At 73.2% G+C, this 22,495-nt stretch carries 20 protein-coding genes; 16 read left to right on the top strand and 4 right to left on the bottom strand.

The window, feature by feature from the left end; all coding sequences use genetic code 11:
• Window positions 1-2: 2 nt before the first annotated feature.
• The 7 genes from DSM104299_RS28530 to DSM104299_RS28500 all read left to right on the top strand — a co-directional run bounded on the left by DSM104299_RS28530 (window position 3) and on the right by DSM104299_RS28500 (window position 8,272).
• Entirely contained in the window at window positions 3-3,419 is a 3,417-nt protein-coding gene (locus DSM104299_RS28530) for a trifunctional glycosyltransferase/class I SAM-dependent methyltransferase/polysaccharide deacetylase (RefSeq protein WP_272475072.1), read from the top strand.
• 295 nt (window positions 3,420-3,714) lie between these two features.
• Entirely contained in the window at window positions 3,715-5,166 is a 1,452-nt protein-coding gene (locus DSM104299_RS28525; RefSeq protein ID WP_272475071.1) for an exopolysaccharide biosynthesis polyprenyl glycosylphosphotransferase, read from the top strand.
• A gap of 333 nt (window positions 5,167-5,499) precedes the next feature.
• A complete protein-coding gene (locus tag DSM104299_RS28520; protein WP_272475070.1) occupies window positions 5,500-5,997 on the top strand; it encodes a phosphatase PAP2 family protein in 498 nt (165 codons plus the stop codon).
• On the top strand, window positions 5,994-7,073 hold the full coding sequence (gene ychF, locus DSM104299_RS28515) for a redox-regulated ATPase YchF (protein WP_272475069.1): 1,080 nt from the start codon (window positions 5,994-5,996) through the stop codon (window positions 7,071-7,073). Before DSM104299_RS28520 ends, ychF begins: the two co-directional genes overlap by 4 nt.
• A 179-nt stretch (window positions 7,074-7,252) precedes the next feature.
• The gene (locus tag DSM104299_RS28510; RefSeq protein WP_272475068.1) at window positions 7,253-7,393 is read left to right on the top strand and encodes a hypothetical protein; all 141 of its coding nucleotides are present in this window, start codon (window positions 7,253-7,255) and stop codon (window positions 7,391-7,393) included.
• 26 nt (window positions 7,394-7,419) lie between these two features.
• Window positions 7,420-7,785, top strand: coding sequence for a cupin domain-containing protein (locus DSM104299_RS28505; protein WP_272475067.1), 366 nt, complete (start codon window positions 7,420-7,422; stop codon window positions 7,783-7,785).
• Between the two features lie 4 nt (window positions 7,786-7,789).
• Window positions 7,790-8,272, top strand: coding sequence for a hypothetical protein (locus DSM104299_RS28500; protein WP_272475066.1), 483 nt, complete (start codon window positions 7,790-7,792; stop codon window positions 8,270-8,272).
• A gap of 9 nt (window positions 8,273-8,281) precedes the next feature.
• Here the strand turns inward: DSM104299_RS28500 and DSM104299_RS28495 are convergent, their stop codons facing one another.
• Window positions 8,282-10,312 (bottom strand): glycoside hydrolase family 2 TIM barrel-domain containing protein, encoded by a 2,031-nt coding sequence (locus DSM104299_RS28495; protein WP_272475065.1) that lies wholly within the window; start codon window positions 10,310-10,312, stop codon window positions 8,282-8,284.
• Between the two features lie 170 nt (window positions 10,313-10,482).
• Window positions 10,483-11,343 carry a 5'-3' exonuclease gene (locus tag DSM104299_RS28490; protein WP_272475064.1) on the bottom strand — a complete coding sequence of 287 codons (861 nt, stop codon included), beginning with the start codon at window positions 11,341-11,343 and terminating at the stop codon, window positions 10,483-10,485.
• A gap of 28 nt (window positions 11,344-11,371) precedes the next feature.
• Between DSM104299_RS28490 and DSM104299_RS28485 the strand changes: the two genes are divergently transcribed.
• The 3 genes from DSM104299_RS28485 to DSM104299_RS28475 are packed head-to-tail and all read left to right on the top strand — an operon-like array spanning window position 11,372 to window position 13,900.
• Window positions 11,372-12,751 carry an ABC1 kinase family protein gene (locus tag DSM104299_RS28485; protein ID WP_272475063.1) on the top strand — a complete coding sequence of 460 codons (1,380 nt, stop codon included), beginning with the start codon at window positions 11,372-11,374 and terminating at the stop codon, window positions 12,749-12,751.
• 10 nt (window positions 12,752-12,761) lie between these two features.
• Complete coding sequence (locus DSM104299_RS28480; RefSeq protein WP_272475062.1) at window positions 12,762-13,223, top strand: MaoC family dehydratase; 462 nt, start codon at window positions 12,762-12,764, stop codon at window positions 13,221-13,223.
• Window positions 13,220-13,900 carry a TetR/AcrR family transcriptional regulator gene (locus tag DSM104299_RS28475; protein WP_272475061.1) on the top strand — a complete coding sequence of 227 codons (681 nt, stop codon included), beginning with the start codon at window positions 13,220-13,222 and terminating at the stop codon, window positions 13,898-13,900. The genes DSM104299_RS28480 and DSM104299_RS28475 overlap by 4 nt, the downstream gene beginning before the upstream one ends.
• Before the next feature lie 3 nt (window positions 13,901-13,903).
• On the opposite strand, the gene DSM104299_RS28470 is transcribed toward DSM104299_RS28475, so the two are convergent.
• The gene (locus DSM104299_RS28470; RefSeq protein ID WP_272475060.1) at window positions 13,904-14,458 is read right to left on the bottom strand and encodes a LemA family protein; all 555 of its coding nucleotides are present in this window, start codon (window positions 14,456-14,458) and stop codon (window positions 13,904-13,906) included.
• A 60-nt stretch (window positions 14,459-14,518) separates the two neighbouring features.
• Entirely contained in the window at window positions 14,519-16,036 is a 1,518-nt protein-coding gene (locus DSM104299_RS28465; RefSeq protein WP_272475059.1) for a SpoIID/LytB domain-containing protein, read from the bottom strand.
• A gap of 91 nt (window positions 16,037-16,127) precedes the next feature.
• Between DSM104299_RS28465 and DSM104299_RS28460 the strand changes: the two genes are divergently transcribed.
• The 6 genes from DSM104299_RS28460 (at window position 16,128) to DSM104299_RS28435 (ending at window position 22,494) form a co-directional block, all read left to right on the top strand.
• Window positions 16,128-17,774 carry an acetolactate synthase large subunit gene (locus DSM104299_RS28460; RefSeq protein WP_272475058.1) on the top strand — a complete coding sequence of 549 codons (1,647 nt, stop codon included), beginning with the start codon at window positions 16,128-16,130 and terminating at the stop codon, window positions 17,772-17,774.
• 9 nt (window positions 17,775-17,783) lie between these two features.
• Window positions 17,784-18,419, top strand: coding sequence for a TetR/AcrR family transcriptional regulator (locus DSM104299_RS28455; protein ID WP_272475057.1), 636 nt, complete (start codon window positions 17,784-17,786; stop codon window positions 18,417-18,419).
• Window positions 18,420-18,456: 37 nt separating this feature from the next.
• Window positions 18,457-19,296, top strand: a complete 840-nt coding sequence (locus DSM104299_RS28450; protein ID WP_272475056.1) for an oxygenase MpaB family protein — start codon at window positions 18,457-18,459, stop codon at window positions 19,294-19,296.
• A gap of 128 nt (window positions 19,297-19,424) precedes the next feature.
• A complete protein-coding gene (locus DSM104299_RS28445; protein WP_272475055.1) occupies window positions 19,425-20,102 on the top strand; it encodes a sugar transferase in 678 nt (225 codons plus the stop codon).
• A gap of 89 nt (window positions 20,103-20,191) precedes the next feature.
• Window positions 20,192-21,679: an NAD-dependent succinate-semialdehyde dehydrogenase gene (locus DSM104299_RS28440; RefSeq protein WP_272475054.1), complete on the top strand. Its 1,488-nt coding sequence runs from the start codon at window positions 20,192-20,194 to the stop codon at window positions 21,677-21,679.
• A gap of 50 nt (window positions 21,680-21,729) precedes the next feature.
• Window positions 21,730-22,494 (top strand): cyclase family protein, encoded by a 765-nt coding sequence (locus DSM104299_RS28435; protein ID WP_272475053.1) that lies wholly within the window; start codon window positions 21,730-21,732, stop codon window positions 22,492-22,494.
• The last annotated feature ends 1 nt before the right edge of the window (window position 22,495 follow it).

Genomic DNA, 22,495 nt, shown 5'->3' with positions numbered 1-22,495 from the left:
ACATGGGGCTGACGACGGCGGAGATCTCCTTGGACGTGTCGGTGGTCATCCCTGCGTTCAACGCCGCCGAGACGCTGGCCGAGACGATCGCGTCGCTGCAGGCGCAGACCTTCACCGCCGGCGCGTGGGAGGCCGTCGTCGTCGACGACGGCTCCACCGACGACACCGCGCGCGTCGCCCAGGCGCTCGCCGCCGCCGACCCGCGCGTCCGCTGGATCCCGAAGGAGAACGCGGGCGTCAGCGCCACCCGCAACCGCGGGCTGCGCGAGGCCCGCAACCCCTGGCTGCTGTTCCTCGATGCCGACGACCTGCTCGTCCCCGAGGCGCTGGCGTGGTTCATGGACGAGGTCCGGCGCGACCCGTCGCTGGACCTGGTCTACGGCGGCTGGTGTCGCCTGCTGCCCGACGGGCGGCTGTTCGACGAGGTGCGCGACGTCCCGGCCGACGACCTCTTCCGCTCGTTCTCGGGCACGTGCGCGTTCGCGATCCACGCCTGCGTCACCCGCCGCGACCTCGTGCTGGCCGCCGGCGGCTTCGACGAGTCGCTGCGGACGTGCGAGGACTGGGACCTGTGGCAGCGCCTGGCGCGCGGCGGCCTGCGCGCGGTCGAGGTCCCGCGGCGCATCGCGATCTACCGCCTGCGCCGGCAGTCGGCGTCCAACGACGGCGTGCAGATGCTGCGCAACGGGCTGGAGGTCATCGACCGCGGCCACGGCGAGGACCCGCGCGTCGTCGAGCCCGTCGAGACGCACCGCGCCGGCGCCGACGCTCGGATGGAGCCGCTGGCCAAGCTCGGCATGGCCGCCTACTGCGCCGGCCTGGTCCTGGGTCGCGGCGGCGATCCCGAGGCGGTGCTGACGCTGGTCGACGACCTCAAGCCGATGATCTCCGACCCGGCCGCGATCGGCTGGACGATCTCGGCGGCCGTGCCGCTGGGGCGCGCCCAGCTCGCCACCGACTGGCCGTCGTTCGAGCCGGAGCTGTGGGACCGCGTCGACGCTCTGCTGCAGCGTTTCGAGACGATCGCCGGCGTCCCGCTGTTCGCCCGCCGCGCGCGCAAGAGCTTCGACCGCGCGATCCTCGCCGCGCTCGACGACACCGCCGGCGCGCTGCGCCTGGGCGACGCCCAGCTGCTCGACGTCGACCCGACCGCGGGGCCGCCGGCCGACGTCGCGCTCGAGGACGGCGTGCAGCGCCTGATCTGCCGCGTCCGCGACGGCGGCGAGCTGCTCGACGAGCTCGAGCTGCCGGTGTTCGGCTCGACCGCGCTGGGCTGGCACGTCGCCGACGCGATCGCCGACCGGCTCGGCTGGACGCTCCTGGCGCGCCATCTCGAGCGCGCGGTCGAGCCGGGCCTGAGCGCGCGCGACGACGCCGACGCGCGCAGCTGGGAGCTGTTCCTCCAGCAGCTCTGGGGCCTGCCGACGGTGACGACGAGCGACTTCTACTCCGCCGAGGCGGAGGTCGGGGAGGACGGCGACGCCGGCGGGGCTCTCGCGGGCACCGTCGAGGTCTCGGCCCCGCTGCCGGAGCTGCCCGACGGCGAGGTCGCGGTGGCCGTCACCTGCGGCGGCGTCCCGCTGGGCACCGTGACCGTCGGCGCGCACGAGCCGCGCACGCCGCACGCGCTGCGCTCCGCGATCGTCTGGCAGTGCGGCTTCGAGCTGTGCGTGGCCGCGGTCCGCGCCGGCCTGCTCGCGTCCGCCGGGACGACCGGGACGCTGCGCGAACGCGTCGCCGCGGCGGCCGCCGCCGGCGCCCCCTCGCCGCCCGCGGCGCTGCGTGTCGGGATCACCGCCGCCGGCACGGTCGCCGGTCCGCAGGCGCGCCGCGCCGTGCTGCCCGCCGCCTTCGCCGGCGACGTCGCCGAGCTGATGGGGCTCGACGGCCGTCCGGTGCAGCGCGGCGACGGCGAGCTGGTCGTGATCGACCCCACGCTGCTGAACCCCGGGTCGGCGCCGGCGCAGGCCGACGTCCCCGGCACCGCGCCGGAGGGCTCGAGCCCCGAGGAGTTCGACATGCTCTTCGCGCGCACCGACGACCCGTGGTCCTACGACAACGCCTACGAGCGCGACAAGTACGACCGCACGCTCGCGCTAGCGCCCCCGCACGTCGCCACCGCGCTGGAGCTCGGCTGCGCCGCCGGCCACTTCACCGTCCGGCTGGCCGAGCGCGCCGACGACCTGCACGCGCTCGACGTCTCGCCCTTCGCGCTGGACCACGCCCGCCGCCGCGTGGCGGCGGCCGGGCGCGACGGCGGCGTGCGCTTCGACCGCCACGACCTGTTCGCCGACGCGCTGCCCTACGCCGCGGCCGAGCTCGTCGTCTGCAGCGAGGTCCTGTACTACGCCGGGACCGTGGAGCGCCTGCGCTTCGCGATCGGGCAGATCGCGGCGTCGGTCACGCCCGGCGGCGCCTTCGTCACGGCCCACGCGCGCCTCCTGGTCGACGACGAGCGCGGCTTCGCGTGGGGCCTGCCGTTCGGCGCCGCGTCGATCACCCGCGAGCTCGCCGACTCCTTCCTGCGCCTGGAGGCCGAGGTCGTCACCGACGCCTACGTGGTCCAGCGCTGGGTCCGGCCCAGGGACTGGATCGCCGCGCACCGCCCGCGCCGCGTCCACCGCGAGCGCGCGGCGCTCCCCGACACGCTGCCGCCCGCGGTCGCCGAGATGCTGCGCAACGACGGCGAGGCCGCGGAGATCACCCAGCGCGAGCCTGCCGACCGCGTGCCCGTCCTGGCCTACCACCGGATCTCGCCGACGGGCTCGGCCTTCAACGCCCAGTGGCGCACCCACCCCGAGCAGTTCGAGGCGCACCTCGCCCACCTCCGCGCCCAGGGCTACTACAGCGTCGCGGCCGAGGAGCTCGCCACCGCGATGCGCACGCGCCAGCCGCTGCGCGGCCGCCCGATCGTCATCAGCTTCGACGACGCCTACGCCGACTTCCCCGACCACGCCTGGCCGCTGCTGCGCAAGTACGGGTTCTCGGCCACGGTCTTCGCGGTCGCCGACTGTACGGGCGGCCACAACGCGTGGGACGACCACCGCGGCGAGCGGCTCGACCTCATGGGCTGGGCGACGCTGCGCCGGCTGCAGGACCAGGGCGCCGAGATCGGCTCGCACACCGCGGCGCACCCGCCGCTCTCCGCGCTCCCGCCCCGCGAGGTCGCGACCGACCTGCTCCGGTCGCGCCTGGCCATGGGCCGCGCGCTCGGCCGGGCGCCGGCGTCGCTGGCCTACCCGTTCGGCGACGTCGACGACGCCGTCGCGCGCGTCGCGGCGGCCTGCGGGTTCACCATCGCCTTCACCTGCGAGCCGGGGACGGCCCGCTTCGACGGCCAGCCGATGACGGCGCCGCGCCTGGAGGTCACCGGCGACGACGACGTCGCGGCCCTGGCGGCGAAGCTCGCCGAACACTGAGCAAGACCATGCAGTGAGATGACCACCCGATCGTGGGGTCGACCCGAAGTTGGGGATGTCAGAACGCGAACACTGGACCGGTAGTCGAAGCGCCCTCGTCCATTAGCAGTAGAGACGGTCTCTTCCTAGACGCTAGCTTGAACGGCGTTCGGCGCGGCACGCCCAGGGACGGGACCGTCGCGCGATCCGCCGTCGCGGGGCCATCGCAGAGCAGGAAGCTCCGGCAGGCGGGTTCCAGCAGGACCCCAATCCCCCATTCCCCTGAGGACCCACTCCTTTGCGAGTCCCGCTTCGCATGCCCGAGACAAGCCCCGGCACCCTGATGCGCATCACCGGCCTGCGCTCGTCGTCGCCGGTGATCGAGGAATCGCTCGACACGAACCCGGCCGTCCTCCAGCGCGACCGCCGCTACCGGCGCAGCCTCGCCGTGGCCGACGCGCTGTCGGCGCTCGTCGCGCTGCTGCTGTGCGCGAACGTCTTCGGCGTCGACCAGCTGAGCCTGAGCGTGCTGCTCGGGCTGCCGCTGGTCTGCGTCGCGTCCAAGCTCAGCGGCCTGTACGACCGCGACGAGCTGGTGATCCACAAGACCACGATGGACGAGGCGCCCAAGCTGCTCCAGCTCGCCGCGATCTACACGTTGGCCGTGTGGATGCTCGACGGCGTCGTCATCAACGGCCCGCTCGGCAAGGGCCAGGCGCTGATCCTGTTCGCGTCGCTCTTCGTCCTCGGCCTGGCGTTCCGCCGAGCGGCGCGCTCGGTCGCGGCCCGCGCCGTGCCCGAGGAGCGCCTGCTGCTGATCGGCGACGCCAGCTCCTACGCGCGCATCCAGCACAAGCTCGAGAACGTGGCCGCCCACGCCCGCCTCGTCGGCCGGATGTCGCTGCAGCGCGTCTCCGACCTCACCGCCGAGGAGCGCCCGGTCGACCAGGCCACGCTCGGCGAGATGATCCGCACGCTCGACGCGCACCGGATCCTGGTCGTGCCGAGCCAGACCAACCCGCAGGTCACGCTCGACGTGATCCGGGCGAGCAAGGCGCTCGGCGTGCGCGTCAGCATCCTGCCGCACGTCTTCGACGTCGTCGGCCAGTCGGTGGTCTTCGACGACCTCGGCGGCATGACGATCATGGGCGTCCGCGAGTTCGCGCTCGGCCGCTCGTCGCAGCTGCTCAAGCGCGCGTTCGACCTCGCCGGCGCGACCGTCGGCCTCGTCCTGCTGGCACCGCTGCTCGCGCTCTTCGCGGTCCTCGTCAAGCTCGACTCGCACGGCCCGGTCCTGTTCCGTCAGGAGCGCATCGGCCGCGACGGCGCGCCCTTCCGGATCTACAAGTTCCGGACGATGGTCGCCGACGCCGAGGCGCGCAAGGACGAGCTGCACCAGCACAACGAGGCCGACGGCCTGTTCAAGATCGCCGATGACCCGCGGATCACGCGTGTGGGGCGCCTCCTGCGCAAGACGTCGCTCGACGAGCTGCCGCAGCTGCTCAACGTGCTGCGCGGCGAGATGTCGCTGGTCGGCCCGCGCCCGCTGATCTACAGCGAGGACAAGACGATCACCGGCTACGACCGCAGGCGCCTGCACCTGACGCCGGGCATGACCGGCCACTGGCAGATCATGGGTTCGTCACGCGTGCCGATGCACGAGATGGTCAAGGTCGACTACGTGTACGTGACGACCTGGAGCCTGTTCGAGGACGTCAAGATCCTGGCCCGTACGCTCCCGTACATGGTGGCCCGCCGCGGCATGTAGGTCGCTGCCTTCGTTGTGCACGTCGCGCGGCGAGATGTCGCTGGTGGGCCCGCGCCCGCTGATCGCCAGCGAGGGCAGCACGATCACCGGCGATGACCGCCCGCCGCCTCGCGCTGACGCCGGGGATGACCGGCCACTGGCCGATCGTGGGCTCGGCGCGGGTGCCGATGCACGAGATGGTCAAGGGTCGACTACCTCTACGTGACGACCCGGAGCCTGTTCGGCGACTTCAAGCTCCCGCTGCGCACCGTCCCCTACATGTTGGCCCGCCGCGGCCAGTAGGCGGCGGCCGCACGGCGGCCGCGGCGCGCGACGGACTACCGTTGCGCGTCGATGACCCCCGTCCTGGCCCGCTTCGACGCCGCGCTCGCCGTGGCCGCCCGCACCCGCGGGCACTCGGCACGCGCCGAGCGCGCCGTGCGCGCGTTCTCGCGGACCGGCGAGCACGCGGCGCTGTGGCTCGCGCTCGGGACGGTCGGCGCGGTCGTCGACCGGCCGCGGCGTTCGCGATGGACCCGGGCCACCGCCGGCGTCGCCGGCGCCTACGTCCTCAACACGGCGATCAAGCTGGTGGTCCGCCGCCGGCGGCCGCAGCTCGCCGGCCTGCCGGCGCTCATCAGCACGCCGACGCAGCTGAGCTTCCCGTCGGCGCACGCGTCGTCGTCGTTCGCGGCGGCGCGCGGCTTCGCGCCGCTCGTCGGCGCGGGCAAGGTCTACCCGGTGGCCACCGCGATGGCCGCCTCGCGCGTCTACCTCGGCGTGCACTACCCCTCGGACATCCTCGCCGGCGCGCTGCTCGGCACGCTCGTAGGAGGAGCAACCACTTCATGAAGGTCGGGATCGTCGGCATGCCCAACGCGGGCAAGTCATCGCTCTTCAACGCGCTCACCAAGGCGGGCGCGGAGGCGGCGAACTACCCGTTCACCACGATCGAGCCCAACGTGGCGATCGTGCCCGTCCGCGACGAGCGGATGGGCAAGTTGTCGCAGTTGCTCAGCTCGTCCGAGGTCGTGTGGGACACGATCGCCTTCCATGACATCGCCGGCCTCGTGCGCGGCGCCTCGGAGGGCGAGGGGCTCGGGAACAAGTTCCTGGCCAACATCCGCGAGACCGACGCGATCGTCCACGTCGTCCGCGCCCACCACGACGACGGCATCCTGCACTCCGAGGGCTCGGTCGACCCGGCGCGCGACGTCGAGACGATCGAGACCGAGCTGATCTACGCCGACCTCGAGCAGGCCGAGCGCCGCGTCGACCGCGTCGCCAAGCAGGCCAAGAGCGGTGACAAGGAGGCGCAGGCCGAGGAGCGGTGGCTGCGCGACGTCGTCGCCGCGCTCCAGGCCGGCGAGGCCGTCCGGACCGTGCCGGTTCCCGACGCCGCGCCCGACGCGCTGCGCAACCTCGCGCCGCTGACCTCCAAGCCGGTGCTGTTCGTGGCCAACGTCGACGAGGGCACCGACGAGGTCCCGCCGGAGATCCAGGCCCACGCGGACGCGATCGGCGCCGGCGCCGTCGCGGTCTCCTCGCGCCTGGAGGCCGAGCTGTCCGAGCTCGACGACGAGGACGCCGCCGCGATGCGCGCCGACCTCGGCGTCAGCGAGTCCGGGCTGGACCGCGTCTCGCAGGGGGCGTTCGCGCTGTTGAACCTCAACTCGTTCTTCACCGCCGGGGACGGCACGATCGCCCAGACCTGGCACCTGCGCGACGGCCTCACCGCCTGGCATGCGGCGGGCGCGATCCACACCGACATCCAGAAGGGCTTCGTCCGCGCCGAGGTCATCGGCTGGGACGCGCTGCTGGAGGCGGGCGGCTTCGCGGGCGCGCGCGACCGCGGCACGCTGCGCCTCGAAGGGCGCGACTACGTGATGCGCGACGGCGACGTCATCAACGTGAAGTTCACGCCCTAACGTCGTTTTCCTGACGGCGCCCGATGTGGGGCAGTCATATCCCTCATCCGCGGCGCGGCGGTGGGTTAGCCTCGCGGGATCGGAGCGCGGTGCGGCGTGCTCCTCGGAATTGCGAAAGGGCCATGATGGCCGAATCTCATTGGCTGTACCTGGAGCGCCATGCCGGTCGCGTGCGCCGGGTGACCCTCTTGGACGACGACCTGCGGGTCATCTCCACGCATCTGCGCGACGGCGGTCCGGAGGCGTTCGTGCCTGATGACTGCCAGCTCCTGCGAGCGGTCGAGCTGGAGGAGCGCGTGGGCCTCGAAGCCGCGAGCTGAGCGGGCCTTCGGTACAACCTCACACCATGGACCTGCCGCGTCGCGTCGAGAAGCCCTGGGGCTACGAGCTCTGGTACGCCCTCACCGACCGCTACGCCGGCAAGATCCTCCACGTCGACGCCGGCCACCGGCTCTCGCTGCAGTACCACGAGGCCAAGGACGAGAGCAGCTACCTGCTGTCCGGCCGGCTGATGCTCGTGAAGGGGACGAGCGAGGACGACGTGACCGAGGTCGAGATCGAGCCCGGCCACGTCTGGCGCAACCGGCCGGGCGAGATCCACACGATCGAGGCGCTCGCGGACGCCGACGTCCTGGAGGTCTCCACGCCGGAGCTCGACGACGTGGTTCGACTTTCGGACAGTTACGGACGCGAGGGCACCACGGCACACTGAGCGGATGTCCGCCGCCGCCCCGACCCGCTCGCGCCGCGGGCGTCGGGTGGCCGCCGGGCTCGCTGTCGTCCTCGTCCTGCTGGCCGCCGTCGCGGCGGTCGCCGCCGCGCCCGGCGAGCTCGACAGCTTTCCGCGCGCACGGCTGGTGAGCCACGCCCAGCAGGACCGCGCGCCGCGCTGGACCCGGCCGTGCTGGGCGGTGGCGCGCTGGTCGGGCTACACGACGTGCCTGCACGTGGCCGGTCGCGTGGTCTGGCGCCAGGGCCACGACGGCGACGGCGACGGCGACCGCCACCTGTTCGTCGTCAGCCGCTTCCACATGCACGTCGTCAAGCTGCCGCGCGAGCTGCCCACCGGGCTGCCGACGGTGGGCGACCACGTCGACGCGGTCGGATGGATGGCCCGCGGTGGCCACGGGCGCACGGAGCTCGACGCGGTGCAGCTGCGCTGGAGCGGGCGCCTGGCCCGCGGGCGCGCGAGCGGCTAGCGCACCTGGCTAGGCGACGCGCAGCGCGGCCTCGGCCTGCTCGGCCTCGGCGGCCTCGCGGCGGGCGCGGACCGCCTGCGCGCGGCGGCGACGGGCGGCGGCGCGGGCGTCGCGCGTCTCGTCGAGCAGCGCGCGGCGCCAGCCGGTGAACGCCCAGAGGTCGACCACCAGCAGGACGCCGACCGCGATCAGGATCCCGAGCGCGACGCCGAACCCGACGCCGCCGCGGTCGCGGTCCGGGACGCGCGTGCCCAGGGCGAGCGCGACGTCGGCCGCGGGCCGGTCCAGCGGGGTCGCCCGGATGTCGTCGCGCAGGACGTCGTAGGCGGGCTTGGGCCGGCCGTCGTAGGTGACGAGGCCCTTGTGGTGGATCGCGTTGCGGTCGGCGCCCGGCAGTTGCGCGCCGCCGTCCCACGCCGGCTTGACCGCGAACTCGCGCAGCGTCCAGTAGATCGCTCCGCTCAGCGTCGGCGCGGACTTGACGGCCGCGAGGACGTTGCGCGTGTAGACCTCCTGGAAGGCGTAGGTCTGCTTCTCGGTCGCCGGGCCGGTCATCGTGGCCTCGGCGCCGAACTCGGTCAGCACGAGCCCCGAGTTGGGGTACATGGTGCGCATCCCGCTCAGGTACGGGGCGAGCGAGCGGATGTCGGCGGTCGAGTGCCCCGGCTTGCCCGGGTACCAGCCGAAGTACGAGTTGATGCCCAGCAGGTCGAACGCGGCGTAGGCCGCCTGCCGCGGGTAGCCGGGGTAGCTGAGCGTGTCGACCGACGTCGGCAGCGTCGGGTCCAGGTCCAGCGTCAGCGCGCGGGCGTCGCGCAGGAAGGCGGCGGTGCCGGGGACCTTGTCGGGGATCACCGACAGCTCGTTGGCGACCGAGTGCGTGATCGTCGACGGGTGGTTGCGGGTCTGCAGCACCGCGGCGCGGACCGTCGACAGCGCCGTGTCGCGCTGGTCCGCGGTGACCAGCAGGCGGTCGCGGTGGTAGATCGGGGCCTGCGTCCAGACCATGATCCCGGCCTGGTCGAGCTTGTCCTGCAGGCGCTGGTCGAGCGCGTAGTGGGCGCGCGTGACGTTCGCCCCGACGGCCTTGAGCTGGGCGACGATCCCGTTGACGTCGGCGTCGGTGAGCGCCGGGCCGTGGCCGTCGACGTCCTCCTGGATCGACGCGCCGCGCAGCTCCACGGGCTGGCCGTTGAGCGTCAGGAGCCCGTCGTGCACGGTCACGGTCCGCAGGCCGATGCGGGCGGCGTCGTGCTGCTGGACCGCGCCGCCGGCGCCGAGCGTGTCCAGCGCGGCGCCGTAGAGCGCCGGGTGGCCAGGACCCCAGAGCTGGACGTCGTCGTCGGCGACCGGGACGCGGAAGCGCACGCGCGCGGTCTCGCCGGGGGCGATCGGCCGCGACGTCGCGGTCCCGCGGCCGGCCGGCTTGCCGTCGGGCGTCGTCAGCCGCGCGGCGAGCCGCGCGGAGACCGTCGTCGTCCCGCGGTTGAAGAGCGTGGTGTCGACCGTGACGCTCCACGTGCAGTCGTCGCCGCGGCAGGTGCGCTGCGGCAGGAAGCCGGTGTCGCGCGCCACGATCGCGCCGAGCGGGACCAGCGTGGCCGCGCGCGTCATCCCGCCCCAGTTCCACCAGCCCTCGCGCGGCTCTTCGGCCTTGTGGCTGTCGGCGCGGACGACGACCGCGTGCGGGCGCCCGTCGCGCAACTGGGGCAGCGCGACGGTGAACGGCGCGTAAGGGTCGGAGTGGACCGCGACGCGCCGGCCGTCGACGAAGACGTCGGCGACGCGGCGGACCTGGTCGAAGCGGATGCCCCAGTCGAAGCCGGCCGGCGAGGCGGTCGGGCGCGTGACCGAGAGGCGGTACCAGCCCGTCTGGCCGTGGAAGGCCTTCGTGTCCGGCGTGGGGTCGAAGACGTGCGGGAGGTCGACGGCCGACCACGTGAGGCCGCTGGGGCCGCCCGGGTGGGAGGGCCCGAGTCCGCGCAGGCCGGCGCCGGTCGGATCGGGCGCGTACTCCCAGCCGGCGGCGTCCAGGTCCACCGCGCGCGGCGGCGCGCTCGGGGCGGCGTGGGCGGCGCCGGCTAACGCCGCGCAAACCAGTGCGACGACAGACCAGCAGGCAGCGACACGTCGCACCACGCGGAGGATCATCGCGGAAGCATCGGCAGACGGTTCGGCGTTCAACAGCGCGACGTTCGCGCGCGCACCGCTTAGTCCTTCTTCGCCAACCCCGCCAAACGCTCCGAAAGTCGCCCCATCCCGCGCGTCGACGCGGCCTCGGAGGCCTTGCCGTACGTCGTCGGAGCGTCCTGCGGGCACGCCACTGAGATCGGCTGGAGCGTCGCGATCTTGCGGAACTCGCGCAGCTCGTCGGCCTGATTCCGGAGCGCTGCGGCCACGCGCGGGCGCTCCGCGTCGGCGTTGGCGATCGCGTCGTCCAGCGTGCCGTGCACGCGCAGGATCTCCCCGGCGGTCTTCTCGCCGATGCCCTTGGCGCCCGGGATCCCGTCGGACGGGTCGCCGCGCAACGCGATGAAGTCCGGGACCTGGTCGGGGCGGATGCCGTACTTGGCCTTCACGCCTTTGACGTCCACGAGCTCCGGGCCGTCCTTGCCGCCCCGCGGATACAGGACGGAGACCGACTCGTTGACGCACTGGAACATGTCGCGGTCGCCGGAGAAGATCAGGCACGTCCCGCCGGCGTCGACCTCGCAGCGCGCGTAGGCGCCGAGCAGGTCGTCGGCCTCGAGGTCGTGCGCGTCCTCCCACGCCCAGCCGAACGCGGCGAAGAACGCGGGCGCGTCGGCCCATTGCGGCGCCAGCTCGTCGGGCACCGGCGGGCGGTCGGCGTGGTAGGACGCCAGCGACTCGGCGCGGTAGGCCGCGGCCTCGGCGCCGGTGCACAGGATCACCGTGCGGGGCGCGTGGCGCTCCACCGCCCACAGCACCTGGTTGGCGAAGCCGAGCAGCGCGTTGACCGGTTGGCCGTCGGCGCCCGTGATCGACTTCGGCAGACCGTAGAACGCGCGGTAGAGCAGGGACGGTGCGTCGACCACCAAGAGCGGACCCATAGGCCGCCTACTCTGGCAGGACCGCCCGATGCCCAAGATCCCCACCAGCCGCCTTGCCCGCACCGCGAAGTTCGGCGGCCTCGTCGCCGGGCAGTCCGCGCGCTGGGCCGGAACCCAGCTCGCCAACCGCACCCGGACGCCCGAGGGCGCCGAGGCGGCCGACGCCAAGCGCGCGCTCGCGCTGGCCGACGAGCTCGTCACCCAGCTCGGCCAGATGAAGGGCGCGGCCATGAAGCTCGGCCAGGTCCTGTCGACCGTCGACTTCGAGATGGTGCCCGAGGGCGAGCGCGAGGCGTTCAAGGCCAAGCTCGCCGCGCTGCGCGACGACGCGCCGCAGGTCCCGTTCGCCAAGATGCGCCAGGTCCTTGTCGACGACCTCGGCGGCTCGATTGACGAGCACTTCCAGGAGTTCGACGCCGAGCCGGTCGCGGCGGCGTCGATCGGCCAGGTCTACCGCGCGACGCTCCACGACGGCCGCGACGTCGCGGTCAAGGTCCAGTACCCGGGCGTCGCCGAGGCGGTCGAGACCGACCTGCGCAACGCCGCGGTCCTGCTCCCGCTGGTCAAGCGCCTGGCGCCGGGGCTCGACGCCAAGGCGATCCTCAAGGAGCTGCGCGACCGCATCGGCGAGGAGCTCGACTACGAGCTCGAGGCCCAGCACCACCGGCGCGTCCACCGCGCCTTCCGCGACCACCCGTTCATCATGGTGCCGGCCGTCGTCACCTCGATGTCCACGCGGCGCGTGCTGATCACCGAGTTCGTGGACGGCCGCGGCTTCGCCGAGGTCCAGAAGCTCGACGAGGCCGCCCGCGACCGCTTCGCGGAGATCTGCTTCCGGTTCTTCTACGGGTTGCTGCGGCGCGAGCGCACCGCCGCCGGCGACCCGCACCCGGGCAACTACCTGCTGGCCCAGGACGGGCGCGTGTGCTTCCTGGACTTCGGCCTCGTGCGGCGGATGGACGCCGACTACCTCGCCGACGAGCGCGCGCTGGCGCGGGCCGTCATCGCGGGCGACGCGGACACCGCGTTCGAGTACATGTCGTCGCTCGGCTACCTGCCCCAGCCGGACACGTTCGAGGCCGAGCGCATCCTGGGCCAGCTCGCGACCGCCGGCGAGTGGTACTTCACGACCGGCTTCCGCCGCCTGGATCCCGAGTACGTCCGCTCCTCCATGGAGATCTCCGGCTCGCCGGCCTCGCCGTACTTCGAGGACATGCGCCGCCAGACGATCCCGCCGCAGGCACTGCTGCTGCGCCGCATGGAGGGCTTGCTGTTCAGCGTGCTGGGCGAGCTGCGCGCCGGCGCCGACTGGGGCACGCTCGCGCTCGAGTACATCGCCGACGAGCCGCCGTCGACCGACCTCGGGCGGATCGAGGCCGAGTGGCTCGCCGCGCGGCCGCGCGCATAGACTGCGGGCCATGGCAGCCACGGTGATCAACGGGCTCGACGAGCTCAAGGGCAAGGTCGGCGAGGAGCTCGGCGTGAGCGGCTGGATCGACGTCACGCAGGAGGCGATCGACGCCTTCGCCGACGCGACCGGCGACCACCAGTGGATCCACGTCGACCCCGAGCGCGCGAAGGACACGCCGTTCGGCGGCACGATCGCCCACGGGTTGTACACGCTGTCGCTCGGCCCCCAGTTGTCCTACAGCCTGTTCGAGGTCCAGGGCGTCGCCTTCGGCCTCAACTACGGCTACAACAAGGTCCGCTACCCAGCGCCGCTGCCGGTCGGCTCCAAGGTCCGGATGCGCGCGGCGCTCACTGCCGCCGACGACATCCCGGGCGGGCTGCAGATGACGATCACCCAGACGTTCGAGCGCGAGGGCGGCGACAAGCCGGTCTGCGTCGCCGAGTCGGTGTCCCGGATCTACGGCGGTTGAGCGAGGTCGCCTCCCCCTTCCAGGCGGCCGACGCGCCGGTCGTCCTGCCGCGCGGGCCCCACGGGCTCGCGCGCGACGTCGTCCTGGCGTCCCAGCGCGGCCGGCTGCTGTCGGCCTTCGTGACGCTCGCGGCGCAGCGCGGCGTCGCGGCGGTGACGATCAGCGACATCGTCCGCGTGGCCGGGACGGCGAAGCGCACGTTCTACGAGCACTTCCGCGACAAGGACGACTGCTTCCTGCAGGCCTTCGAGGTCGCCAGCGAGCTGATGGTCGGGACCGTGGTCGACACGGTCGCGGCCGAGCCGGATCCGGTCCGCCGCATCGACGTCGGCGCCCGCGCCTACCTCGCCGCGCTGGTCGCCCACCCCGAGTTCACCAAGCTGTTCCTCACGCACATGCGCGCGGGCGGTCCGCAGCTCGCGCAGCGCTGGACCGCGTGGGTCGACGCGCTCGCCGGCGTGCTCGTCCAGTGGCGCGCGGAGTCCCGCGTGACCCATCCCGAGCTGCACGAGCTGACGCCGCTGCAGGCGACCGCCGCGATCTCCGCGGTCAACGAGATCGTCTCGATCACGCTCCTGCGCGAGGGCATCGAGGGCATCGCCGCCGTGGCCGACGAGCTCGTCGCGGTGACGATCGCCTTCCTGACGGCCGATCCGCGCTCGACCGCGCCGGCCTAGGCGCTAGGCGCGCGCGAACGCGAGCGTCGGCAGCCCGCGCTCGCGGGTGTGGTCGAGCTCGAAGTAGGGCCGGTCGTCGAAGTCGCCGAGGCGCTTGAGCAGCGAGCCGGGCAGGCGCGAGCGGCGGCCGCGGTAGAGGCGGACGTCGGCGTTGTAGATCCGGCGCGCCGCCTGGATCTGGTCCTCGATGTCGGCCAGGCGGGCCTGCAGGTCGACGAACGCGGCGGCGGCGCCGAGGCCCGGGTGGCGCTCGGCGAGCAGCGCGACGGCGGTGACGCCGGCGACCAGGCGGCGCTCGGCGTCGGCGCGCTCCCACGGCGTGGTCGCGGCGATCGCCTGCTCGCGCACGACGCTCAGCCGGCCCAGCGTCTGGGCCTCGCTGGCCGTCTCGGCCTGGACGGCGGCGACGAGCGCGGGCACGAGCGCGTGGCGCTCCTGAAGGTGGACGTCGATCGCGGCCCAGGTCGCGTCGGCCGCGTCGCGTGCCGCGACCAGGCCGCGCCAGGCCATCAGCAGCCACAGCGCGAGCAGCGCGAGCACGATGAGCCCCACGGACATCCCGGTCATACGCATGCGATCGGCAGCCGGGTGCGCGGCCTGAGCCGCGACAGCGATCTCTCAGCGGATGTCCAGCGACGGGCCCGCCACGTCGCCCAGCGCGACGCGGTAGGTGCCCGAGCCCGGGACGGCGGCGTCGTAGCGGCCGCCGCGGCGCACGCGCGTCGTCCCGACCGTCTTCCACGCGCTGCCCTGGCGGCGCTGGATCCGCAGCGTGCGGCCGCGGCGCGCGGGCTGGATCGTCCCGACCAGGTGCGCGGGCGCGAGGCGCGCGACCATCGCGGCCTGCCCGCCGCTGGCGTCGACGCCGGGCGGCGTGGTCGCGCCGCCGCTGGCCGGCGACGTCGTGCTCGCGGGCGCGGTGGTGCTGGCGGCGGGGCCGCCGGCGGCCGCCGGCGCGAGGTCGTCGTCGGACGACTTCTTCTTGGCGTTGCTGGAGATGTAGGTGAACGACGCCCACGTGTCGAACAGGCCGAACCGCGCCCGCAGCTGCGGGCCGGTGACCTGCGTCGCGCCGCCCGTGCCGTCGATCTCGGCGCGCACGATCCGCGGCGAGACGCCGCGCTGGAGCACCGTGATCCCGCGGAAGGACCCGCGGACCAAGCCCTTCAGCTTGGCCTGGACCCGCGCCTGCGAGTAGGTGTACGGACCCCAGCTGTGGCGCGGCGAGACGGTGTCGTACGGATCGTCGACGCCCTTCAGCCACGCGCGCGGCAGCGCGCCGACGAACGAGTTCTCGATGTCCTCGGTGTGGCCGCCGGAGGTCGAGAAGAAGTAGGTGGTGACCGGCTGGCCGTTCTGGACGACGACCTGGCCGGCGGTCGCCGCGACGGCGGCGTCGGTCGACGGCAGCTCGGCGGCGACGCCCTTGTACATCTGCGAGCGCGTGTCGGCGTACTGCGTGTAGCCGTCGGTCGACGACCCGGCGTCGGTCGTCACCGCGTAGGTGCGCGCGGCCACGGCCTGGGCCTTCAGCGCCTCGGCCGGCCACGACGGCGGCGACTCCGCCGACACGACGCCGCGCACGTAGTCCTCCACGTCGACCGCGTCGACCGCCTGCACGCCGGACCCGGACGCCCCGACCTCCAGCGCGCCGCGGTAGCGGCCGTCGCGCACCCCGTTGGCGGCGGGGCCGCGCAGCGTGAACGCGCCGTCCTTGGGCGCCGCGAGCCGCAGCGGCGACGTCGCGGTCACCAGGCGCCGGCCGCTCGCGCTGTACAGCGCCAGGCGCCCGCCGCCCGCGGCGCGCACCGAGTAGGTCGCGGTCGGCCGCAGCTGCTTCTGACCCGCCGCGACCACGCCGCTCACGACGGCGCGGCGGCCGCTCTGCAGCAGCACGCGCACGTCGGGCGCGCTGCCCAGCGGCGCCAGCGACGTGCTCTCGTAGTAGTGGCCGAGGATCGTCTGGTAGTCGGTGCCGTGCTGCGCGTAGCCCAGCGCGCCGTACTGGCTCATGCCGATGCCGTGCCCGAAGCCGTGGCCCTTGACGACCAGGCGGGCCGCGGCGTGGGCCGCGCCCGGCGCGGCCCCGAGGGCCAGCGCGAGCGCGAGCGGCAGGAGGGCGGCGATCCGGCGCATGCTCCACGGAGAACGCGGGCAGGCATGGGGAGTTGCGGTGCTCGTTTCGGTCAGCATCGGGCGTTCAAGCGAGTCAGGGTAGGGAACACACGTGTCCAAGCGACGAGCCTCCGACCTCTTCGTCGAATGCCTCGAGGCCGAGGGCGTCAAGTACGTCTTCGGGATCCCGGGAGAAGAGACGCTGGACCTCAACCAGTCGCTCGCCAACTCCTCGGTCTCCTTCCTCCCCGTTCGACACGAGCAGGGCGGGGCCTACATGGCGGACATGTACGGGCGGTTGACCGGACGCGCTGGCGTCTGCCTGGGGACGCTCGGGCCGGGCGCGATGAACCTCGTCACGGCGGTCGGCGACGCGTTCCTGGATCGCGCGCCGCTCGTCGCGCTCACCGGCCAGGCCGACGTCGAGCGCATGCACAAGGAATCGCACCAGTACATCGACCTGGTCGAGCTCTTCAAGCCGATCACCAAGTGGAACGCGCGGGTCAGCAGCCCCGAGATCGTCCCGGAGGTCGTCCGCAAGGCGTTCAAGGTCGCCGAGTCCGAGAAGCCCGGCTCCACGCACCTCGAGCTGCCCGAGGACGTCATGGCCGCCGAGGTCGACGCGCGCCCGCTGCCGCGCCGGCGCCCGGTCAAGCCGGAGCCCAGCGCCCGCGAGCTGCTCAAGGCCGCCGACCTGATCCGCAACGCGATCAACCCGGTGGCCCTGGCCGGCAACGGCGCGGTCCGCGCCGGCGCCGCGGCCGCGCTGCGCGAGTTCTGCCGGGCGACCGGCATCGCGGTCGCCGAGACGTTCATGGGCAAAGGGCTGCTCGACTACGAGGACCCCAAGGCGCTCGGCACCGTCGGGCTCCAGGCGCGCGACTACGCGCTGGCCGGCTTCGAGGACGCCGACGTGGTCATCACCATCGGCTACGACCTCGTCGAGCACGCGCCCAAGCACTGGAACCCGCGGCGCGACAAGAAGATCGTGGTCGTCGACTCCCAGCCGGCGGAGATCGACGAGTTCTTCACGCCCGAGGTCGAGCTGGTCGGCGACGTCTACCACGTGCTCACCCGGCTGGCCGAGGAGTGCCGCGACGTCCCGCACTCCGGCGGCTCGCCGCGGTTGCGCGGCCTCGTCGAGGGCCGGCTGCGCGACGCCGCGACCGACGACCACTTCCCGATGCAGCCGCCGCGCGCGCTGTACGAGATCCGCAAGGCGCTGCGGCGCGACGACATCCTCATCTCGGACGTGGGGCTCCACAAGCTGTGGATCGGACGCATGTTCCCGGCCCATGAGCCCAACACGGTGATGATCGCCAACGGCCTCGCCGGGATGGGCTTCGCCGTCCCCTGCGCGGTCGCCGCGAAGCTCGTGCACCCGGGCAAGCGCGTCGTGACGGTCAACGGCGACGGCGGCATCCTGATGAACTTCCAGGAGCTCGAGACCGCGATGCGGCTGAAGACGCCGTTCGTCAACGTGGTCTGGGAGAACCGGCAGTTCGGGTCGATCGTCTGGAAGCAGGACAAGAAGTTCGGCGAGCACTTCGGCGTCGACTTCACCAACCCGGACTTCGTCAAGCTCGCCGAGTCGTTCGGCATGCCGGCGTGGCGCTGCGCGGCGCCCGACGACTTCGGCCGCCACCTCCAGCACGCGCTGACGCTCGACGTGCCGACGCTGATCGTGCTGCCGATCGACTACTCGGCCGACGTGGCGTTCGCCCAGGCGCTGGGCGACGAGACCGTCGCGAACACGTAGGGTCGGGGCGTGAGCCGCTGGGCCGGATCGACGCTCGAGGATCGCGCGGCGGCGCGGCGCGCCGCGCTGATCGAGGCGGGGATCGAGCTCCTCGGCACCCAGGGCGCCGCGGGCGTGACCGTGCGCGCCGCATGCCGCGCGGCCGGGCTGACCGAGCGCTACTTCTACGAGTCGTTCCCGGACGGGCGCGACGCGTTGCTGCTCGCCGTGCACGACGCGGTGGCCGCGCAGGCGCGCGCGGCGATCGTCGCGGCGGTCGGCGCGCACGCCGCGGCGGGCGGCGGCGCGGAGGACGAGGCCCTGGCCTACGCGGCCGTGGGCGCGTTCACGGCGTTCCTGGAGGAGGACCCGCGCCGCGGCCGGGTGCTGCTGAGCGAGTCGTTCTCCGACACGGTGCTGGCCCGCCACGACGCGGAGCTCGTCCCGGCGTTCGCGGCGCTGCTGGTCGCCCAGATCACGGCGCTGCCCGACGCGCCCGACCAGCTCGACGCCGAGCTGACGGCCGTCGCGCTGCTCGGCGCACTGCGCAACCTCTACCTCGCGTGGCTGGCCGACGAGCGCGCGATCTCGACCGCGCGCCTCAACGCCCACGCGGCGCGGCTGGTCATCGCGGCGGCCCGCGTCTCCTCGCGCGACGTCTCATAATTGACAACGGGCGTTGTCAGATGCGATGGTGTGGCGCGTGCCCGCTCGACCGCTCGGCCCCGACTCCCTGACCTGGCGTTACTTCGGCGACGCCCGCGGGCTCCTGTTCGCGATCCGCGCCGGCGTCCTGCAGGCGATGCACCCCGCGATCGACGCGGCGCTGCGCCAGCACTCCGACTTCTTCGACAACCCGTGGAACCGGCTGCTGCGCAGCGCGCCGCCGATCCTCGGCGTGGTCTACGACGGCCCGCGCGCGGGTGAGACCGGGACGTGGATCCGCGACCAGCACACGGCGATCAAGGGCGTCGACGCCAACGGGGCGAGCTACCACGCGCTCAGCCCGGACGCCTTCTACTGGGCCCACGCGACGTTCTTCGAGTCGATGATCGCGGTCCAGTCCTACCTCGGCAACGAGCTGTCGCGCGCCGACCGCGAGCGGCTCTACGACGAGTCGATCGGCTGGTATGAGCGCTACGGCCTCACGATGCGCCCGGTGCCCGCCGACTACGCGGCGTTCGAGCGGTACTGGCAGCACATGCTCGACGAGGTGCTCGAGCCGACGGCGGTCGCGGTGGGGTCGTTCAACGGCGACCTGTCGCACCTGCCCGCGCCGTTCCCGTGGCTCCAGGGTCCGGCGTGGTGGGTGTTGAAGCCGCTGGTGGCGCGCGGGCCGACGTGGATCGCGCGCGGGTCGCTGCCGCCGCAGGCGCGCGAGCTGCTGGGGCTGTCGTGGTCGTCGGCCGACGAGGTCGCGCTGCGGTCGATGCTCGCCAGCCTGCGCCTCAGCTGGCCGCTCGTGCCCGAGCCGCTGCGCTGGCATCCGCGGGCGTGGAAGGCGGTCCGTCGCGTGTCCGTCGAAGAACAAAAGGCGGCCTAAAGACTGCGCGAACCTCACCAGGCTTGAGCGTTTGCGCGCCCGGTGGACGGTCATACGGCTGACAACTACCGGGAAGTGGGGATGGGTGGGGCTCGACGGATCTCCGATGGAAGGGAGGCATGTCCCCGATGCTCTCCCTCCTCCTCCTGGCCCTGGCCGTCCCCATGTCCGCCGTGCTGCTCGCGGCGGCCGCGCCGGCCCTCTCCGCGCACTCCGTCGCCCTCGAGGCCAAGTACCTCGTCGGCCGCTGCATCGCGTTCGTCGCGCTGCTCGCCATCGCCCCCATCCTGATCGGGCTGACCCTGGCCGTCCGGCTCACCTCCCGCGGGCCCGTGCTCTTCAGGCAGCGCCGCGTCGGCCAGGACGGCGAGCTCTTCGAGATGCTGAAGTTCCGCTCGATGCGCGTCGCCGACGCCGCCGGCTTCGTCCCGGTCGCGGGTGCCGCGCCGGGCGGCGTCGAGGGCGTCGACCGCCGCACGCCGATCGGCCGCTTCATCCGCCGCACGTCGCTGGACGAGCTGCCGCAGCTGTGGAACGTCGTCCGCGGCGACATGTGCCTCGTCGGCCCGCGGCCCGAGCGGCCCGAGCACGTCGAGCGGTTCAGCGTCGACGTCCCGGGCTACGGGAACCGCCACCGTGTCCGCGTCGGCCTCACCGGGCTGGCGCAGGTCAACGGCTCGCGCGGCGCCAGCTGCATCGCGACGCGCGCCGAGATGGACAACGCCTACATCGACGGCTGGTCGCTCGGGTTGGACATCAGGATCCTCGGCCGGACGGCCGGCGCGGTCCTGCGCGGCGCGGAGTAACGCCCCGTCGTCCTTTCGCCGCTCCGGCACGGCGGTCAGTCGTATGCTCGAAGGCAGCTTCTTTCGAGACGATGCAGGAGGACCGACACATGGCAGCGACGGCCGACGAGACCCGCGTGGTCGAAGGCGTCAAGACCCAGCTCTTCATCGCGGGAGAGTGGCGCGACGCGTCCAGCGGCGAGACGCTGGACGTCGAGGATCCTGCGACGGGCGAGACGATCGCGACCGTCGCCGACGCCACCAACGCGGACGCCGACGCGGCGCTGCAGGCCGCGACCGACGCGTTCGCGACGTGGCGCAACGTGGCGCCGCGCGATCGCGCTGACATCCTGCGCCGGGCCTACGACCTCATCAACGAGCGCACCGACGAGCTGGCGTTGTTGATGACGTTGGAGATGGGCAAGCCGGTCAGCGAGTCCAAGGCCGAGATCACGTACGCCAACAACTTCTTCCGCTGGTACTCGGAGGAGGCGGTCCGGATCAACGGCCGCTTCACGATCAACGAGACCGGCAAGGGCCGCGTGCTCACGCTCAAGCAGCCGATCGGCCCGTGCCTGTTCATCACGCCGTGGAACTTCCCGCTGGCGATGGGCACGCGCAAGATCGGGCCGGCGCTGGCCGCCGGCTGCACGTGCGTGGTCAAGCCGGCCAAGCAGACGCCGCTGTCGATGCTCGCGCTCGCGCAGATCCTCGAGGAGGCCGGGCTCCCGGGCGGCGTGCTCAACGTCCTCACCGCGTCGTCGAGCGGGTCGCTGATGCAGCCGCTGATCGAGGACGAGCGGACGCGGAAGATGTCGTTCACCGGTTCGACGCCGGTCGGCAAGACGCTCATCAAGCAGTCCTCCGAGCAGGTCCTCAAGGTCTCGATGGAGCTGGGCGGCAACGCGCCGTTCCTGGTCTTCGAGGACGCCGACCTGGACGCCGCGGTCGAGGGCGCGCTGCTGGCCAAGATGCGCAACGGTGGCGAGGCGTGCACCAGCGCCAACCGCTTCCACGTGCACGAGAGCGTCGCCGAGGCGTTCGCCGAGAAGCTGGCCGCGAAGATCGGCGCGCTGAAGGTCGGGCGCGGGACCGAGGACGGCATCCAGGTCGGGCCGCTGATCGACGAGGCGCAGCGGTCCAAGGTCGCCGAGCTCGTCGACGACGCGGTCGGCAAGGGCGCGCGGGTGCTGACGGGCGGGTCGCGGGTCGACGGCGCGGGCTACTTCTATGCGCCGACCGTCCTGGCCGACGTGCCCGACGACGCCGACCTGCTCAAGGAGGAGATCTTCGGGCCGGTCGCGCCGATCACGACGTTCGCCACCGACGCGGAGGCGATCGCCCAGGCCAACGACACCGAGTACGGCCTGGTGTCCTACGTCTTCACCCAGGACGTCAACCGGGCGTTCGAGGTCATCGAGGCGCTCGAGACCGGGATGATCGGCTTCAACCAGGGCATGGTGTCCAACGCCGGCGCGCCGTTCGGCGGCGTCAAGCAGTCCGGCTTCGGCCGTGAGGGCGGGCCCGAGGGCATGGACGAGTACCTCGAGACCAAGTACGTCGCGATGAACGTGGGCCTGCCGCCCACGGCGTTGTAGCGCGGTCTGCCGCAGGACATGGGGCGTCGGCGCCGAAGGGCGTTGCGCCGATGCCCCGTTTCGTGGACCTGAGCGCGCCGATCACGCCCTCGCCGCCGGAGCTGCCCGATCTGCTGCGCACCGACGTCGAGTTCAGCGACCACGCGGAGGGTGCGAAGACGATCGAGGCGCTGCTCGGCGTGGGTCCGGAGCTGCTGCGCGACGGGGAGGGCTGGGCGGTCGAGACGTTCACGCGCCTCGGGACCCACAACGCGACGCACGTGGACGCGCCCTACCACTACAACTCGATGATCGGTGGGCAGCCGGCCAAGCGCATCGACGAGCTGCCACTGGACTGGTTCTTCGGGCCGGGCGTCGTGCTCGACATGTCGCACAAGGCCGACGGCGAGGCGATGACGGTGGAGGACGCTCAGGGCGCGCTGGCCGCCGCGGGCCATGCGCTGGCGGCCGGCGACATCGTCCTGGTGCGCACCGACCGCGATCAGTTCCTGGAGGCCTTGGACTACATGGGGCGCGGGCCGGGCGTGACCGTCGAGGCGACGCGCTGGCTGCACGCCGCCGGCGTCCGGGTGATGGGCATCGACGCCTGGGGCTGGGACGCGCCGCTCCACCTCCAGGCGGCAGCGGCCAAGGAGCGCGGCGAGGCCGGGATCTTCTGGGCCGCCCACCAGGCCGACCTCGAGTACTGCCAGGTCGAACGCCTCTGCAACCTGCGCGATCTGCCCCTGACCGGCTTCACCGTGTCGGTCTTCCCGCTGCGCCTCGTCGGCGGATCGGCAGCCCCCACGCGCGCGGTTGCCATCATCCCGTCGTGAC

This window comes from Baekduia alba (assembly GCF_028416635.1).
In the GTDB taxonomy this organism is placed as follows: domain Bacteria; phylum Actinomycetota; class Thermoleophilia; order Solirubrobacterales; family Solirubrobacteraceae; genus Baekduia; species Baekduia alba.
Note: the sequence above shows the minus strand (reverse complement) of the source record. Positions and strands in the feature narration are given on the sequence as shown.